The organism is Stenotrophomonas sp. CFBP 13718, from assembly GCF_014842145.1.
In the GTDB taxonomy this organism is placed as follows: Bacteria; Pseudomonadota; Gammaproteobacteria; order Xanthomonadales; family Xanthomonadaceae; genus Stenotrophomonas.
Map to the genome: position 1 here is coordinate 359,767 of NZ_JACYVC010000001.1, position 16,518 is coordinate 376,284.

The 16,518-nt window shown below is 65.4% G+C and carries 16 protein-coding genes; 13 read left to right on the plus strand and 3 right to left on the minus strand.

The features are described 5' to 3' along the window. Positions 1–85: 85 nt before the first annotated feature. The 5 genes from IFT58_RS01535 (at position 86) to IFT58_RS01555 (ending at position 5,286) form a co-directional block, all read left to right on the plus strand. Positions 86–430 carry a hypothetical protein gene (locus tag IFT58_RS01535; RefSeq protein WP_192080712.1) on the plus strand — a complete coding sequence of 115 codons (345 nt, stop codon included), beginning with the start codon at positions 86–88 and terminating at the stop codon, positions 428–430. 81 nt (positions 431–511) lie between these two features. Next, entirely contained in the window at positions 512–1,621 is a 1,110-nt protein-coding gene (locus tag IFT58_RS01540; protein WP_192080711.1) for a polysaccharide biosynthesis/export family protein, read from the plus strand. A gap of 1 nt (position 1,622) precedes the next feature. Then, positions 1,623–2,303, plus strand: a complete 681-nt coding sequence (locus IFT58_RS01545; RefSeq protein WP_192093735.1) for a YjbF family lipoprotein — start codon at positions 1,623–1,625, stop codon at positions 2,301–2,303. A gap of 5 nt (positions 2,304–2,308) precedes the next feature. Next, positions 2,309–3,082: a capsule biosynthesis GfcC family protein gene (locus tag IFT58_RS01550; RefSeq protein WP_192093736.1), complete on the plus strand. Its 774-nt coding sequence runs from the start codon at positions 2,309–2,311 to the stop codon at positions 3,080–3,082. Between the two features lie 11 nt (positions 3,083–3,093). After that, entirely contained in the window at positions 3,094–5,286 is a 2,193-nt protein-coding gene (locus IFT58_RS01555; protein WP_342029519.1) for a YjbH domain-containing protein, read from the plus strand. Between the two features lie 57 nt (positions 5,287–5,343). On the opposite strand, the gene IFT58_RS01560 is transcribed toward IFT58_RS01555, so the two are convergent. Then, on the minus strand, positions 5,344–5,778 hold the full coding sequence (locus IFT58_RS01560; protein WP_192093737.1) for a low molecular weight phosphotyrosine protein phosphatase: 435 nt from the start codon (positions 5,776–5,778) through the stop codon (positions 5,344–5,346). 80 nt (positions 5,779–5,858) lie between these two features. Continuing rightward, positions 5,859–7,340 carry an undecaprenyl-phosphate glucose phosphotransferase gene (locus IFT58_RS01565; protein ID WP_192093738.1) on the minus strand — a complete coding sequence of 494 codons (1,482 nt, stop codon included), beginning with the start codon at positions 7,338–7,340 and terminating at the stop codon, positions 5,859–5,861. A 310-nt stretch (positions 7,341–7,650) separates the two neighbouring features. Here IFT58_RS01565 and galE point away from each other — a divergent pair, with 310 nt between their 5' ends. The 8 genes from galE to IFT58_RS01605 all read left to right on the plus strand — a co-directional run bounded on the left by galE (position 7,651) and on the right by IFT58_RS01605 (position 15,468). Further along, complete coding sequence (gene galE / locus IFT58_RS01570) at positions 7,651–8,652, plus strand: UDP-glucose 4-epimerase GalE (RefSeq protein WP_192080705.1); 1,002 nt, start codon at positions 7,651–7,653, stop codon at positions 8,650–8,652. Positions 8,653–8,868: 216 nt separating this feature from the next. Continuing rightward, positions 8,869–10,401 (plus strand): aldehyde dehydrogenase family protein, encoded by a 1,533-nt coding sequence (locus IFT58_RS01575; protein ID WP_192080704.1) that lies wholly within the window; start codon positions 8,869–8,871, stop codon positions 10,399–10,401. A 130-nt stretch (positions 10,402–10,531) separates the two neighbouring features. After that, positions 10,532–11,299 carry an SDR family oxidoreductase gene (locus IFT58_RS01580; protein WP_192080703.1) on the plus strand — a complete coding sequence of 256 codons (768 nt, stop codon included), beginning with the start codon at positions 10,532–10,534 and terminating at the stop codon, positions 11,297–11,299. Between the two features lie 80 nt (positions 11,300–11,379). Beyond that, positions 11,380–11,664, plus strand: a complete 285-nt coding sequence (locus IFT58_RS01585; RefSeq protein WP_188324242.1) for a DUF4190 domain-containing protein — start codon at positions 11,380–11,382, stop codon at positions 11,662–11,664. A 7-nt stretch (positions 11,665–11,671) separates the two neighbouring features. Further along, complete coding sequence (locus IFT58_RS01590) at positions 11,672–12,442, plus strand: class I SAM-dependent methyltransferase (RefSeq protein WP_192080702.1); 771 nt, start codon at positions 11,672–11,674, stop codon at positions 12,440–12,442. A gap of 7 nt (positions 12,443–12,449) precedes the next feature. After that, positions 12,450–13,505, plus strand: coding sequence for a quinone-dependent dihydroorotate dehydrogenase (locus tag IFT58_RS01595; protein WP_192080701.1), 1,056 nt, complete (start codon positions 12,450–12,452; stop codon positions 13,503–13,505). Then, positions 13,505–14,548 (plus strand): UDP-N-acetylmuramate dehydrogenase, encoded by a 1,044-nt coding sequence (gene murB, locus IFT58_RS01600; protein ID WP_192093739.1) that lies wholly within the window; start codon positions 13,505–13,507, stop codon positions 14,546–14,548. The genes IFT58_RS01595 and murB overlap by 1 nt, the downstream gene beginning before the upstream one ends. Before the next feature lie 50 nt (positions 14,549–14,598). Beyond that, positions 14,599–15,468, plus strand: a complete 870-nt coding sequence (locus tag IFT58_RS01605) for a DMT family transporter (protein ID WP_192080748.1) — start codon at positions 14,599–14,601, stop codon at positions 15,466–15,468. Between the two features lie 70 nt (positions 15,469–15,538). Here the strand turns inward: IFT58_RS01605 and IFT58_RS01610 are convergent, their stop codons facing one another. Beyond that, entirely contained in the window at positions 15,539–16,285 is a 747-nt protein-coding gene (locus tag IFT58_RS01610) for a hypothetical protein (protein WP_192093740.1), read from the minus strand. Positions 16,286–16,518 lie beyond the last annotated feature (233 nt).

A 16,518-nucleotide genomic window follows, 5' to 3' on the forward strand; every position in this document is an offset into this window, starting at 1 on the left:
TGACGCAAACGGCTTGACACCCCCTACGGCCACCCGTGACCATAGGGGCGTTCAAATCCCCCCGACGGAGTAGGAGACCCCGTTCATGAAGAAGATGTTTGCAGTACTGGCCCTTGTGGGTCTGTCCTCCCCCGTCCTGGCTCAGGATGCACAGGTTCAGGCTCCCGTTGACGGCGCAGAAACGAGCGCGGAGATTGCTGGTGCTGAAGCAGCTTCGGGCTACTCCGCAGCGGCGATCACCGGCACCGTGGTGGCAGCAGTTGCTACCGGTGCCGTGCTCTACAGCATTGGTGGCGACAGCTCCAGCGGTGAAAACGATGCGGGCGGCGGCGGCGGTGGCGGTGGCGGCGACGGCGGTGGTGGCACCGGCGGCACGGGTGGCACCGGCGGCGGTGGCGGCACAGGTGGTACCGGCGGCACCGGCGGCTGACAAGCCCCGCGCTTGAAGTCCAGCCCTCGCCGGGCAATGCTTGGCGAGGGTTTTTTATGCCTGCCGGAATCTGAAAGTCTCATGAAAACGAAGTTCAGCTGCATCGCACTCGCCGCATTGGCCTCCATGGCCCTCACCGGTTGCCTGCTCGCCCCCGGCCAGCACCTGCGTCACAGTGACGTGTCCAGCAGCCGGCAGAGTGATGACGGCAGGCTCGAGATGGTCGCTATCACGCCGAAGCTGATTGCCATGGACCGCGCATCGCAGTCCGAGCAGGTGCTGCCAGCCGAACTGTTCGATTACCAGCCGCAGGATTACCAGGTCGGCGTGGGTGACGTGCTGTATGTCACCGTCTGGGATCACCCGGAACTGACCGTGCCAGCCGGCTCGCAGCAGCAGGGCAACCTCGCCGGGCGTCTGGTACAGAGCGATGGCAGCCTGTTCTATCCCTACATTGGCAAGGTCGAGGCGCGCGGCAAGACGCCGGCGCGACTGCGTGAGGAGATCAGCCAGCGGCTGGCCAAGTACATCGAGTCGCCGCAGGTGGATGTGTCCGTGCTGAACTACGGCAGCCAGCGCGTCTGGGTGACCGGCGCAGCAGAGCGCTCCAGCCCCATCGCCCTGGGCACCTCGCCGCTGACCTTGGCAGATGCCATCAGCCAGACCGGACTGAATGCCAGCCAGGCTGACCTGTCGGGTATCCGACTGAGTCGCGGCGGCACCACCTACACGATCAACCTGGAAACGCTGGCCAATCAGTACGGCGGCCGTCAGCTGTTCCTGAAGGACGGCGATTCCATCTTTGTTCCTTATCTGGATCGCAAGGAAATTTTTGTCGTCGGCGAAGTGAACCTGCCCGGTGCCTACAGCTTTCGCACCGGCGACGTATCGCTGAACCAGGCAATCGGCCGTGCACGCGGCGTCATCCAGGCGACCGCGAACGGCAATGCCGTGTACGTGATCCGCGGCTCGAAAGACCTGGTGACCGAGCCCTCCACGATCTACCAGCTTGAAGCCCGCTCACCGGTGGCGTTCGCCGTCGGAAGCCAGTTCATGCTGCAGCCGGGCGATGTGGTGTTTGTCGGCGCAGCAGGTGTGACCCGTTGGAACCGCTTCGTGAACCAGCTGCTGCCTTTCACCAGCATCCTGTACACCGCAGCGCGGACCGAAAACGAGATCGGAAGCAACTGATATGGCTTGCCACGATTCACCCGGCGCTGCGATCGCGCGACCGCAGCACTGGTTGATTCTGGCGTCCGTGCTGGCCACCCTCGTGCTGGGTGGCTGTACCTCCGCCAGCCGCTCTACCAGTGACAGCTTCCGTCTGTTGTTGCAGCGGGACGTACAGGCGACGCCTGCGCAGGTCGCGGCCAACCGGTTTCCACAGGTCCAGCTCTCCGCTCCGGATCTGAGTGCGGTCATGGTGCTCGGCGCAATCGACGGTGCGCAGCAGAGCTGGTTCGCCGGCTCGCTCGCTGTGTTCCAGCTGGACGACACGGGCCTGCTGCGCGGCACATCGGGTCTGGGCCGCAGTTATCAGACGCGGATCGTGGGCGCCTCCCCCTTCTCCCGGCTGCTGTCCCTGGGCGCGCCGGTCACCGTGTCACGCGAATACGACTGGGTTCCCGCGTACGCGCTGGGCGTCAAGGTAACGGGCACGCTCAGCCGGGCCGGCAGCGAGTCGGTGGAGATCCTTGGCCGCAAGGTCACGCTGTTGCGGTTCGAAGAGACGCTGTCAGGGGGGCTTACGGCCCGCAACGTGTACTGGGCCGATCCGTCCACCGGATTCATCCTGAAAAGCAGGCAGTATCTTGCGCCGCACTATGCGGTGGACATGGTGCAGCTCAAGCCGTACAGAAAGGCACAGGACTGATACACATGAAGCTTCGTGCATGGGCCCTGCTCACCGCCTTCCTGCTGCCCACTTCGGGCCTGGCCACGCCGTCCGCCACGGACCTCCCCGTCCAGGCGCGGGTGTCGGGCGAGGCGGAAAGCGAAAGCGTGTTCACCCTCCCGCCCGGTGGCCGGCTGTCCGTGTTGCTGATCGCCGCGCAACCGCGTGACACGGCGTATCTCCTTGGCGCCGCGCTGCTTCGTGAGCACGAGCGTGCGCAACAGGTGCGCCTTCGCGCCGGCCTCGCCCACGATCTGGCGGAGCTGCAGCGCAGTCCCTCACCGGTTCTTGCCGAGGCAGCCGCCTCGCTGTCGGTGTGGCTCCAGGCACACGCGCCTACCGGACGCATCATCCCGCAACTGATGGACATGCGCCTGCTCCAGGTACAGCCGCTGCAGAACCCCGTGCTGCAGCAGGGTGACGTTGTGCAGCTGCCTGCCCGCCCGACAACCGTCCGCGTCATCGGCGCCGTGGCGCAGGCATGCACCCTCGACCATGAGCCCAGGCGCGATGCCAAGGCCTATCTGCGAAGCTGCCCCGCAACGGTGGCAGCCGATCCGGATCTGCTGTTCGTGATCCAACCCGACGGCCGCGTGCAGCAGTTGGGCAGCGCCGCGTGGAACCGCTCGGATCCGCAGCCTGTCGCACCGGGCGGCACGGTGTACGTTCCCCTGCGGGTAGCCGCTTCCAACGGCGTGGATGAGCACTTCAACGAAGAGTTCGCTGCATTCATCGCCACCCAGCCCATTGCCCCGTGATGAGTAGCACCTTGAGCCGTTCGAACGCCCTGCGCCCCGCCGCCCTTTCGCTGACGGTGCTTGCCCTGTCCTTGTCCACCGCGCTGCATGCGCAGCAGGCACCGCCGCCAACCGCAAGCGAATGGGGGGGCGTCGGCCTGCTGCAGACACCTACCGCGCGCATGGCAGCCGATGGCGACATGGCGTTCACTGCTTCGCACAACTCGCCCTACAGCCGCTACAACGTGACGATGCAGCCGTTTCCGTGGCTGGAAGGCACGTTCCGCTACATCAACGTGTCCAACATCCGCTACGGCCCCAACATTGCCGGCGATCAGAACTACAAGGACAAGTCGATCGATTTCAAGCTGCGGCTGTGGCAGGAAACACGATGGACCCCGGATGTGTCGTTTGGCGTACGCGATATCGGCGGCACGGGCTTCTTTTCCAGCGAGTATCTCGTGGCCAGCAAGAATGTCGGGCCCTTGGACGTCTCGCTCGGCCTGGCCACAGGCTATATCGGAAACCGGGGTGATTTCTCCAACCCGCTCGGCGCGATCGATGACCGCTTCAAGGACCGACGCCCGATCGCGAACAGCGCCATCGCACAGGCCGGCAAGTTCGGCGTGAGCAACATGTTCCGTGGACCGGTGGGCATCTTCGGTGGCCTGACCTACCAGACGCCGTGGGATGAGCTGCTGCTCAAGGTTGAGTACGATGGCAACGACTACAAACGCGAGCCCCGCCTCAACAACCTGACCCAGCGTACGCCGGTGAACGTGGGCTTGGTCTACGTCCCCAATCGCAACGTTGAACTCACGGCAGCATGGGAGCGCGGTGACGCGGCGATGTTCTCGCTGACGCTGCGCGGAAACCCGGGCCAGGCCGCTGCCGCCGCGAAGCCCTTCGATCCGCCACCTGTCGGCCTGCGTGGCAGCGACAGCAACGTCGCGGCACCCCCTTCCGGGTCCACGCTGCCCTCCCCGTCCAACACGGCCCCCGCCACGGCAGGCGACCGTGACACCGACTGGACCGCTGTGGCCTCCGCCCTGCGCAGCAGCGCAGGGTTCCGCGTCGAGGAAATCTCACGCCGAGGCAGCGAGCTGTTTGTCAGCGGTTACCAGACGCGATACCTCAGTCCGGCCAAGGGGCTGGGTCGATCCGGCCGGGTGCTATCCAGCGCGCTGGGCGACGACTACGAGTGGTACACGCTGCGGACCACCCGCCTGGGCATGCCCATCGTCGACATGACCGTCAACCGTCAAGCGCTTGCCGGCTATCTGGACGGCACGGTCAGCGCGGATGTTCTGCGTCGGAGCACCGAAATCGGCGTGCCCGCAGACGTGTCCCGCGATGTGCTGTACCGCCCGCGCAACTCCCCGTTTGGCGGTGGTTTCAGCTTCGGCTACAAACAGAACCTGGGCGGGCCGGATGGCTTCATCCTGTACCAGGTTGCCGCCAATTATTCAGGCAGCGTCTTCTTCCGGCCTGATGTCTGGTTGACCGGCACCGTGAGTGCAGACCTGCTGAACAACTATGACAAGTTCAAGTACAACGCACCGAGCAGGCTGCCGCGGGTGCGTACCGACCTGCGACGCTACATGATCGACAATGACGTGACGCTCCCCAACCTGCAGCTGACCGCCGCGCGCAGGCTCGGACGTGATCTGTACGGCATGGCCTATGCAGGCTACCTGGAATGGATGTACGCCGGTGTTGGCGGCGAGCTGCTTTACCGCCCCATGGGCCAGCCGTGGGCGGTCAGCGCGAACATCAACCGGGTGCAGCAGCGCGACTACGACCAGCATTGGGGCCTGCGGGACTACCGCATGACCACCGGACACGCCACGCTGCATTACGCCTTCGACGCCAAGGAGCGCATCGTCGGTTCGTTGTCGATGGGGCGTTACCTGGCGGGTGACTACGGTGCCACGGTGAACATCGCACGGGTGTTCGACAACGGCGTGACCATGGGCGCCTATGCGACCAAGACGGATGTGTCGGCAGCTGATTTCGGCGAAGGCAGTTTCGACAAGGGGATCTACTTCAGCATCCCGTTCGACAACATCCTGCCTCGCTCCACCCGTGCCCGCGCCACCATCAACTGGAATCCGCTGATCCGCGACGGCGGTGCGATGCTCGCGCGCAAGTACTCCCTGTACAACGTGACGGGCGAGCGGGATGAGCGATTCTTCTACGACAACCTGAAATCCATCGCCGATTGACGGCGCGCGGGATCTCGCCGAGGCATCCTCGGCGGGAGCCGGGATCGGCAACTCAGGTCACAGGTGCCGCGACCAGCTGTTCACGCCTTCACTCATCAGCGCATAGACGTGCTCGAAGGCAGCGCGCTGCTGACGGTAGGGATCGGGAATCTCACGATCCTGCTGCCACTTGCCAAGCAGGAAGGTCTTTCCCGAAGCTTCCGGTGCGATCTCGGTGATGCGGCGCACGTGTTTGCGCTCCATGGTCAGCACCAGGTCGGCCTGGCCGAGAATGCTGCCACTGATCTGGCGGCCACGATGGCCACTTCCATCCAGACCGTGTTCCATCAGCAACGCCTGAGCGGTGGGGTCCACGCCATGGTCAACCAAGGCACCAAGCCCCGCCGAAGATACCTGGATGCCTTTGCCCGCAACCAGTTCGCGCAGCATGAACTCTGCGGAGGGACTGCGGCAGATGTTACCGACGCAGACGAAAAGAACGTTCTTGAACACGCATCTGTCCTGTATTTACCAATTCATGCCACGCACTGATCGCAGCCACTGCACAGCGTACCGCAGCGTCGGCTACGACATCAGTATGCTGACTTCTGTCCGAGCACCTTGAACGCCGTCATCGCGATGATCCGCACATCCAGCGTCGGACTCCAACGTCGGATGTAGTCGATATCGTATTGAACGCGCTTCTTCATCGAGCGCAGCTCGGGCGTCTCGCCGCGAAGCCCATGCACCTGTGCCCATCCGGTGATGCCCGGCTTGACGTAGTGACGGTGCATGTAACGCTCGATCACCTTCTCATAGTGATTGTTGTGCTGGATCGCGTGCGGACGCGGACCCACCACCGACATGCTGCCGCCCAACACGTTCAGGAACTGCGGCAGTTCGTCCAGGCTGGAGCGGCGCAGGAACGCGCCAAACCGGGTGATGCGCGGATCGTTGCGCGTTGCCTGGGTGATCTTGTCCGGCGTTTCAGCATGCACGCGCATGGAGCGGAACTTCAGCATCAAGAACTCTTTCCCGCCCAAGCCATGACGGCGCTGCTTGAACAGCACGGGCCCGGGCGAGCTGATCTTCACGCCCACGGCCAACACAGCCAACAGCGGCGCAAGCAGGACCAGCGCGATGCCGGCCACCAGAATGTCTTCGATACGCTTCACCAGCCTGAAATGCTGGTCCGGCAAGCCTTGGCGCACACCGATCATCGGCACGTTGCCGACCAGGTGCACGCCTGGATTGAGCGTGCCGTAGCCACTGATATCCGGAATGATCCGCACCGGTACCGGGTAGCGCTCGATCTTCTTCAGCATTTCCTTGATCTGCGGGCCGCTACCCATCTGCAGCGACACCCACAGTTGGTCGAACTCACCACGGTGCAGGTCCATGTACTGCGGAAGGTCATCAATGGTGCCCAGGCAGCGCGGACCGTCGGTACGGCCTGGCCGCACGATGTCGCCCGGGCTGGAGAAGTAGCCGATCACTTCCTTGCCCAGCTCCGGCTTACCGCGCAGCAGGCGATGCAATTTGAGCGAGGGCGCACGCAGGCCCACCAGGACCACCCGCTGCCGATCCAGCCCCTTTGACCGCAGGCGGTGCAACTGCACACGCAGACAGACCCGTGTGGCCGTCATGCCCAGCAGCCCAAGCGCATACCAGCCCACCAACCAGAACGTCGGCACCGCATCCGCCATATCCACCAGCACGGCATAGGTGGAGAACAGGCCAAAGGAGGCCGTCCACGCCAGAAGCACCACCCACAGATCGGCCAGAAGGCCGCGCGCACGCCAATTACGATAGACCGGGGCGATGCCGAAACAGATCACCGTACTGAGCAGCAACGCGCCAAACACGATGCGCTGTGGCTGCGAAGGCGCGACGCCGCCGTTACGCACCAGATGGCTGACGATGGCAGCGCCCGGGATGACCAGAAGATCTGCAAGCCGCAGCCCCAATTCCAGCGCGGCACGCGCCTCTACACGCCGACCGCGGCTGATCGCCTGCGGTTTTGGCAGGTCTTCTACAGATCCCTGTAGCACCTCGACTTCTCCTCTACTACGCATCACCCGGCACCTTCTCTCTAGTGCGCTGGCCTCCCCTAGCAGCGCATTTGTCTACACACAATGGGTGAAACGCGTTGATTTATGACGTAAATGTACCAGAGATTGCGCTTACCCCTGCACTATTAAAGAGTGAACTGCTTCACAGGTCGCTAGTACAATGGCGAAAAACGCCAATCTTTTGACGCACTTGGACTTACCGCCCTTCAATGTGATCGAACACCTCGACACATCTTGCGTTTAGCATTTCGCCGCAGCGCACCACATACCGCCGCCAAAAGAGCCTGAGACGCCCCTTTTCACCTGAGACCTCATGAAGAACATCCTCATCTGCGGCGGCGCCGGGTACATCGGCAGCCATATGGCGCAATGGCTCCACGACAACGGCCATCAGGTCAGCGTCCTCGACAACCTGTCCACCGGCCACCGCGGTGCGGTCCGCTGGGGCGAGTTCATCCATGCCGATCTGATGGATCCGGCGTCATTGGAGGAAGCGTTCACCGGCCGACGTGTCGATGCCGTCATCCACTTCTGCGCTCGTTCACTGGTAGGCGAATCCTTCATCCAGCCCTACGCCTATTACGCCAACAACGTTTCCGGCACCTTGAACCTGCTCGAGACCATGCGCCGCCACGCCGTGGATCGCATCGTGTTCTCGTCCACAGCGGCGGTGTTCGGCAACCCCGTGTCGGAGCTGATCGATGAAGACCATCCCAAAGCACCGATCAACCCCTACGGGGCCAGCAAGCTCATGGCCGAGCGCATCCTGGCCGATGCAGCGCACGCCTACGGCCTGCGTTCGGTAACGCTGCGCTATTTCAATGCCGCCGGCGCGTTGCCCGAACACGGCATCGGCGAGGCTCACGCCTGTGAAACCCACCTGATCCCGAATGTCCTGCGCGCTGCACTGGGCACCGCGCCAGCACTGAAGATCTTCGGTGACGACTACGCCACGCCCGATGGCACCTGCGTGCGCGATTACGTGCACGTGCAGGACCTGGCGCAGGCACACGCGTTGGCCCTGGATTTCATGGAGAGCCGACCGGGGGCGCATGCGTTCAACCTGGGCAATGGCCGAGGATTCTCCGTCCGGGATGTCATCGCCACGGCAGCAGCGGTCGCGGGCGCGCCGGTACCTTTCGAGGTGGCCCCCCGCCGCGCAGGTGATCCTGCGATCCTGGTGGCCTCCAGCCAGAAGGCCCGCGAGCAACTGGGGTGGGTGCCGCGCTGGACGGAACTGGGGCCGATCATCGAAAGCGCCTGGCGCTGGCACCGGGATCAGCCGGACTGGTCCAAACAAGCCCACAACGGATAGCGCCGAGCCTCGCTCGGCGAGCGCAGCGGCAAGCGCATCAGCACCGTCGTGCGCCGACAGGCCCCGCCGAGCATGGCTCGGCGCTACCGAGACACGCCCCCCCACCGCACCGCACCATGCCCCTGCCGGCCCCTCTGCTACCATCATCGGCTTAGCTCGCCGCCGGCATCCCGTGCCGCGGCGGCACCAGAACAACATGATGAAACAGGAGTCTGCATGTCTTCCGAGCTGCTCAAGGCCTTGGGCCTGGATGCGATCAACGCGGGTACGTACCTGGGCAACGGGGAGTGGTCCACGGCCACCGACGCCGGTGTGATCACCCCGGTGAACCCGACCACGGGCGAAGCCATCGCCCAGGTCCATGCCACCACCGACGCCGACTACGAAACCATCGTGGCCCGCGCGCAGGAAGCCTTCAAGGTATGGCGCACCACCCCGGCACCGCGCCGTGGCGAAGCCGTGCGCCTGTGCGGCGAAGCGCTGCGCGCCAACAAGGACGCGCTGGGTTCGCTGGTCGCCCTGGAAATGGGCAAGAGCAAGCCGGAAGGCGACGGCGAAGTCCAGGAGATGATCGACATCGCCGATTTCGCCGTGGGCCAGAGCCGCATGCTCTATGGCTACACGATGCACTCCGAGCGTCCGGGCCACCGGATGTACGAGCAGTACCAGCCGCTGGGCCTGGTGGGCATCATCAGCGCGTTCAACTTCCCGGTTGCGGTGTGGGCGTGGAATTCGTTTCTGGCCACCATCTGCGGCGATATCTGCCTGTGGAAGCCGTCCAACAAGACCCCGCTGACGGCCATCGCCTCCATGCGCATCTGCAACGAAGCGCTGCGCGAGGGCGGGTTCCCGGACCTGTTCTTCCTGATCAACGATGCCGGCACCGAGCTGTCGCAGAAGATGGTGGCCGACAAGCGCGTGCCGCTGATCAGCTTCACCGGTTCGACCCAGGTCGGCCGTACGGTCGCCGAGAAGGTCGCTCATCGCCTGGGCCGCTGCCTGCTGGAGCTGGGCGGCAACAACGCGATCATCCTGGACGAAACCGCCGACCTGAAGCTGGCCATCCCGGGCATCGTGTTCGGTGCGGTCGGCACCGCCGGCCAGCGCTGCACCACCACGCGCCGGTTGATCGTGCACGAATCCATCCATGACGACGTGCTGGCCACGCTGATCAAGGCGTACAAGCAGGTGGAAGGCAAGATCGGCGATCCGACCGACCCGGCCAACCTGATGGGCCCGCTCAACAGCGACGGCGCCGTGCAGCAGTTCCTGGACTCGATCGAGAAGGCCAAGGCCAGCGGCGGCACCGTGCAGACCGGCGGCACGCGCATCGATCGTGCCGGCAATTTCGTACTGCCGGCCATTGTCACCGGCCTGAAGAACAGCGACGAGGTCGTCCAGCACGAGACCTTCGCCCCGATCCTGTACGTGATGAAGTACAGCACGCTGGACGAAGCGATCGACATGCAGAACGGCGTGCCGCAGGGCCTGTCCTCGTCGATCTTCACCACCAACCTGAAGACCGCCGAGCGCTTCCTGTCGGCAGCCGGCAGCGACTGCGGCATCGCCAACATCAACATCGGCACGTCCGGTGCGGAAATCGGCGGCGCCTTCGGTGGCGAGAAAGATACCGGTGGTGGACGTGAATCCGGATCGGATGCCTGGAAGGTGTACATGCGCCGCCAGACCAACACCATCAACTATTCGGATTCGCTGCCGCTGGCCCAGGGCATCAAGTTCGACCTGTAACCGGAAACCGGAAAACCGGGTAGCGCCGAGCCCCGCTCGGCGACTACCTGCCCAACGCCGCGATCCGGCGCATCCCCGACCGGGCGGGCACACCGCCGAGCGTGGCTCGGCGCTACAGGGAAACCGCTTCATGTCGGATGCTCTTCGCCTTGATTTCACCGGCCGCCGGGTGGTCATCGCCGGCGGCAGCAAGGGCATCGGCCGCTGCATGGCCCTGGCCTTCGCCGCTGCAGGTGCCTCAGTGTCGGTGTGCGCACGCGGCCAGGCCGGGCTCGACGCCCTGCAGGCCGACGCTGTGGCCCAAGGCACCCCGCTGCACACGCACGTAACCGATCTTTCCCGCCTGGAGCAGATCGGCCACTGGCTGCAGGACGCCGCCGACGCGCTCGGCGGCATCGATGTGCTGGTCAACAATGCCACCGGCTACGGTATGGCCGATGATGAAGACGGGTGGGCCGCCAGCCTGCAGGTCGACCTGATGGCGGCGGTACGGGCATCGCGCCTCGCCCTGCCTTGGCTGCGGGAATCGGCCGACGCCTGCATCCTCAACCTGTCGTCGATCGCCGCGCAGATGCCGCGCCCGGGCGGCGCACCGTATGCCGCCGCGAAGGCGGCGCTTTCCCACTACACCACCAGCCAGGCGCTGGCGCTGGCCGCAGACCGCATCCGGGTCAATGCCATTGCGCCGGGCTCGATCGAGTTCGAAGACGGCCTGTGGGATCGCCGTCGCGTGGAAGATCCTGCGCTGTACCACGGCACCCTCGCCCGCATCCCGTTCGGCCGCTTCGGCGAGCCCGCAGAGATCGCCAACGCGGCCCTTTTCCTGTGCTCGCCGCTGGCGCGCTGGATCACCGGCCACGTACTCAACGTCGATGGCGGCCAGGTACTGATGGGCTGAGCAGGGGGCTTTGTCCGCCAGCGGCATGGGCTTGTCGACCCACAACCTCTATCATGGGCGCTCCACCAAGGAGGTCCCGCATGAGCGTGCCTAACCGTCAAACCAGTGGACTGGCCGTGGCCAGCCTGGTCCTGGGGATCTGCAGTTGGACTGTGCTGCCCTTCATCGCCAGCATCGGGGCGATCATCACCGGCCACATGGCCCGTGCCGATATCCGCCGCCGCCCCTACGAACTGGACGGCGATGGCATGGCCATCGGCGGGCTGATCCTGGGCTACGTCATGGTGATCGGCGCGCTGTTGGCCGTCGGTGCCTTCATCCTGTTCTTCGGCGGCCTGGCCTGGTTGGCCCACATGAACTCATGAGGTGGGCATGAGCACCCCCGCATCCGCATCCCGTTTTTCCAACCGCGTCGACGACTACGTCCGCTTCCGACCCGGCTATCCGCCTGCCCTGCTGCAGTGGCTGCACAGCGAGCAGGGCGTGCCGCATGAAGCGCTGGTGGCTGACATCGGCGCCGGTACCGGCATCTCCAGCCAGATGCTGCTGGCCGCCGGCCATCCGCTGATCGCAGTGGAACCCAACGCCGCCATGCGCTCGGCCGCAGAGACCTGGCTGGGCACCGAATACCCGAATTTCCGCGCCATCGACGGCACCGCTGAAGCGACCGGGCTGGCCGACGCCAGCGTGGGCCTGGTCAGTGCCGCGCAGGCCTTCCACTGGTTCGACACCGTGGCCGTGCGCGCCGAGTGGCAGCGCATCCTGGCACCGGGCGGCCGCGTACTGGTGTTCTGGAATTCGCGCCTGCTCGACGCCTCGCCGTTCCTGCGCGGCTACGAGCAGCTGCTGCTGGATTTCGGCACCGACTACAGCGCCGTGGCCGAGCGTTACCAGACCGACGAGCAGATGCGCGAGTGGTTCGGCGGCGGCCTGCAGGCGATCGGCCACTTCCCCAATGTGCAGATGCTCGATTTCGACGCACTGCAGGGGCGGCTGTTGTCGTCCTCGTATGCGCCCACCGCCGGCCAGCCGGGGCACGATGCCATGCTGGCCGCGCTGCGTACCCTGTTCGACACCCACGCCGTTGATGGCCGGGTGGCATTTGAATACCAAACCCGCGCCTTCCTCGGCACGCTGGACTGATCTGCCCATGTACTCGCTTGCCCGTCCCTTCTTGTTCTCGCTTGATGCCGAGCGTGCCCACGGCCTCGGCCTGTCCGCGCTGGATGCGGCTTACCGCATCGGCACCACGCCCCTGATCGCCCCGCGCATCGCCCCGCTGCCGACCCCTGCCTTTGGCCTGACCTTCCCCAATCCGGTCGGTTTGGCCGCGGGGCTGGACAAGAACGGCGCGCACATCGATGCGCTGTTCGCGCTGGGCTTCGGCTCGGTGGAGATCGGCACCATCACCCCGCGTCCGCAGGCCGGCAATGCCAAACCGCGCTTGTTCCGGCTGCCGGCGCACAGCGCCATCATCAACCGGATGGGCTTCAACAACGACGGCGTGGACGCGCTGGTGCGCAATGTCGAGCGCGCACGCGACCGCCGCGGGGTGCTGGGCATCAACATCGGCAAGAACAAGGACACCGCCAACGAGAACGCGCTGGATGATTACATCGCGTGCCTGGACAAGGTGTATCCGCTGGCCGACTACATCACGGTGAATATTTCTTCGCCCAACACCGCCGGCCTGCGCGAACTGCAGGAAGAGAACGCGCTGCGGCAGCTGGTCGCCGGCCTGCGCGAGCGCCAGGAACAGCTGGCCAGCGTGCACGGCAAGCGCGTGCCGATGCTGGTCAAGGTGGCCCCGGACCTCAACGAGCGCGACATCGACGCGGCCGCCCGGGTGCTGGCCGAACTGCAGGTGGACGGCGTGATTGCAACCAATACCACCATCGACCGCACCGCCATCGTAGGGGATCCGCTGGCCAACGAAGCCGGCGGGCTGTCCGGTGCGCCGTTGCTGGACCAGTCCACTCTGGTACTGCGCCGCCTGCGTGCGCGCCTGCCGGAAAGCATGCCGCTGGTCGGCGTGGGCGGCATCACCTCCGGTGCCGATGCGGTGGCGAAAATGGCAGCGGGTGCTGCCCTTGTGCAGGTCTACAGCGGGATGATTTTCCGTGGCCCTGCGTTGGTATCGGAATGCGTGGAGGCGATCCGTCGCCGCCGCGAAGCGCCCAGTCGTGGCGCGGTAGGAGGGCTGTGATGGTGGCGACCGGTTGGACGATGACTGAGAACGCATCGCTGCTTGGCCTCAATACGTTCCATGTGCAGGCCCATGCGGCCCGCCTGCTGGAGATCCAGGATTCGGCCCAGCTGCCCGACGCGCTGGCGCTGCCCGAGGTCACCGCAGGTGAACTGCTGGTGCTGGGCAGTGGCAGCAATGTGCTGTTGGCCGGCGATGTGGACGCCACCGTGCTGGTGTTCGCCAACCAGGGCATCGAGATCCTGGAGCACCGTGCCGACCACACCATCGTGCGCGCCGCCGCCGGGGTGAACTGGCACAAGCTGGTGCTGTGGTCGTTGCAGCACGGGCTGTCCGGGCTGGAAAACCTGGCGCTGATTCCCGGCACCTGCGGTGCATCGCCGATCCAGAACATCGGCGCCTACGGCGTGCAGGTAGGTGAGTTCATCCAGACCGTGGAAGCGTGGGACCGCGAGGCCAACGACTGGGTGCGGCTGGACAACGAGCAGTGCGCGTTCGGTTACCGCGACAGCGTGTTCAAGCAACAACCGGAGCGTTACCTGATCACCGCCATCGAGCTGCGGCTGCCGCTGCTGCACGAACTGCGCATGGACTACGCAGGTATTGCCGAAGAACTGCAGTCCCAGGGTGTTGAACTGCCCAGCGCGGTGGATGTAGCCAACGCGGTGATCGCCATCCGCAGCCGCAAGCTGCCGGACCCCAACGCGCTCGGCAACGCCGGCAGCTTCTTCAAGAACCCGATCCTCACGGTGGACCAGGTGGAGGTGCTGCAGCAGACCTTCCCGGACCTGCCGGTATACCCGGCCGAGCGCGAAGACCAGCGCAAGGTATCTGCTGCATGGATGATCGAGCACTGCGGTTGGAAGGGCTTCCGCGAGGGCGACGCCGGCGTGGCAGAGAGCCACGCCCTGGTGCTGGTCAACCATGGCACTGCCACCGGCGCGGAGCTGCTTGCGCTGGCGCGTCGCATTTCGGCTTCCGTGTTGGAGACGTTCTCTGTCGCCATTGAGCCGGAGCCGCGCCTGATCGGCGCACAGTGGTGACCCCTGCCCTGTCCACCACCGGCGCGCCGCCGCTGCGCGCTGCGTGGCTGATGCTCGGCAGCACGCTGTCGTTCGGGTTCATGGCGCTGGCCATCCGCTACGCCACCGCGTACGTGCCGACCCAGGAAGTAGCGTTCTTCCGCAATGCCTTCGGCCTGGTCGCCTTGCTGCCGATGCTGATGCGTCCGGGCCGCACACCGCTGAAGACGCAGCAGTTGCCACGTTACTTCATGCGCAGCGTGATCGGCCTGGCCTCGATGCTGTGTGCCTTCTGGGCACTTGGCCACCTGCCGATGGCGCAGGCGATTTCCCTGTCCTACTCGACACCGCTGTTCGTCACCATCGCCGCGGTGCTGTGGCTGGGCGAAACGGTGCGCATGCGGCGTTGGGCGGCGGTGGTGATCGGCTTCATCGGCGTGCTGGTGATCGTGCGTCCGGGCACGGGCAGCTTCAGTGCCGGCAGTCTGGTCGCCGTGGCGGCGGCAGTGCTCAGTTCCATCGTGGCGATCCAGATCAAGCAGCTCACCCGCGTGGACAGTGCCGATACGGTGGTGTTCTACACGTACGTGTTCTGGGTGCCCTTGTCCTTGATCCCGGCGCTGTTCGTCTGGGTGTGGCCGACCGGCATCGCATGGCTGTGGCTGGCGCTCACCGGTGTACTGGGTACGCTGGGGCAGCTGCTGTGGACGCGCGCGTTGCGCCTGGGCGAAGTCTCGGCACTCACCCCGATCAGCTTCATGCAGTTGCCGCTGGTAAGCGTGATGGCGTGGCTGCTGTTCGGCGAAGCCCTGGACCGTTGGACGGTGATCGGCGCGCTGATCATCCTCGGTTCCAACGCCTACATCGCACACCGTGAGGCGGTGCTGGCGCGGCGTGCCAAAAGCGCAGCGGTGAGCGCTGCGGCCAAGCCGGGCGAGTAAGCACCGGTCGCTGACCCACTGGTAGTGCCGGCCGCCGGGCGGCAACCCCAAAAGGGGTAACGACGTATCTTCAGCCCGCCCGCCACAGCGTGTCAGGCAGCATCTCCCTGGCCTGCACCGCTTCAAGCAGGGCCGTCAGGCGACGAAGCGTGGCACGACGCTGTGGCATCGGAAACGCGGCAGCCTGCGGTCCCAGCAGGACGTGTTGGCTGTCCACCAGATGACGCAACACGCGCTGGTGCCGATACGCCTCACTGCCAATAGGCCACAGCCCGGCCCTCTCCCCCTCGCCCACCTCACGTGCCGCTGGGTGTTCCAGCGCATCGCGCACTGCCTCCGCGCGGGCGTGTACAGCGGCGATACCCTCGCGATGGCGGGCCCACGCCTCGACGAAGCACTGGCCCAGGATATCGGTGGCCACTGGCAGGCCCGCAGGCTGCGTGAGCCAGCTCCCCACCCGCTCCAGCGCGCGACCATCGGGGCAGTTCAGCGCCAGCCGAGGGCGTGCCACCGCACTGACAGGGTCAGCCACCAACGCCCCCGGCGCAGCGGCCGCGCGTGCCGTCTCTGCCGGCAGCACCGCCCAATACCGCCCCCAGCGCCGGGCAACGCACTGGATGCCTTCTGCGGGCAGACCTGCGGCCTGCTGCCGTGCGTCAGACACGTCCAGTAACCAACAGACGCCGTCACGGTCAGTAATCGAGAACCGCACCACGGCGCGGTCAGGCGCGTGGGGTTGCGGTACCACCGTGTTCGCAAGAATGCCGAAGGCATGCGCCAGCATCTCGGTCACATGGACTATGGGCACGTGGGTCATGAGCGATCCGCCATCGGACTGGTCTGAATCCGCACTATCCCAGACGCACGAGAAACGCGTGTCGAAATGGCCCTCAGACGCCACCGGACGTCGCCTTCCGACCTCTAGCCACGACAAAGTGTGGGTCATTTACGACACCCAACACCCATGACCGTCGATTGGTGGGGCCTATGCCCTTGATCGTCGCAGCCTGTCAGACACAGACGCCCGCCAAGTCGCGCAGCATGCGTCGG

Coding starts and splice junctions, on each gene's coding strand:
- IFT58_RS01535 (WP_192080712.1), top strand. CDS start 86: ATGAAGAAGATGTTTGCAGTACTGGCCCTTGTGGGTCTGTCCTCCCCC.
- IFT58_RS01540 (WP_192080711.1), top strand. CDS start 512: ATGAAAACGAAGTTCAGCTGCATCGCACTCGCCGCATTGGCCTCCATG.
- IFT58_RS01545 (WP_192093735.1), top strand. CDS start 1,623: ATGGCTTGCCACGATTCACCCGGCGCTGCGATCGCGCGACCGCAGCAC.
- IFT58_RS01550 (WP_192093736.1), top strand. CDS start 2,309: ATGAAGCTTCGTGCATGGGCCCTGCTCACCGCCTTCCTGCTGCCCACT.
- IFT58_RS01565 (WP_192093738.1), bottom strand. CDS start 7,340: ATGCGTAGTAGAGGAGAAGTCGAGGTGCTACAGGGATCTGTAGAAGAC.
- galE (WP_192080705.1), top strand. CDS start 7,651: ATGAAGAACATCCTCATCTGCGGCGGCGCCGGGTACATCGGCAGCCAT.
- IFT58_RS01575 (WP_192080704.1), top strand. CDS start 8,869: ATGTCTTCCGAGCTGCTCAAGGCCTTGGGCCTGGATGCGATCAACGCG.
- IFT58_RS01580 (WP_192080703.1), top strand. CDS start 10,532: ATGTCGGATGCTCTTCGCCTTGATTTCACCGGCCGCCGGGTGGTCATC.
- IFT58_RS01585 (WP_188324242.1), top strand. CDS start 11,380: ATGAGCGTGCCTAACCGTCAAACCAGTGGACTGGCCGTGGCCAGCCTG.
- IFT58_RS01590 (WP_192080702.1), top strand. CDS start 11,672: ATGAGCACCCCCGCATCCGCATCCCGTTTTTCCAACCGCGTCGACGAC.
- IFT58_RS01595 (WP_192080701.1), top strand. CDS start 12,450: ATGTACTCGCTTGCCCGTCCCTTCTTGTTCTCGCTTGATGCCGAGCGT.
- murB (WP_192093739.1), top strand. CDS start 13,505: ATGGTGGCGACCGGTTGGACGATGACTGAGAACGCATCGCTGCTTGGC.
- IFT58_RS01605 (WP_192080748.1), top strand. CDS start 14,599: ATGCTCGGCAGCACGCTGTCGTTCGGGTTCATGGCGCTGGCCATCCGC.
- IFT58_RS01610 (WP_192093740.1), bottom strand. CDS start 16,285: ATGACCCACGTGCCCATAGTCCATGTGACCGAGATGCTGGCGCATGCC.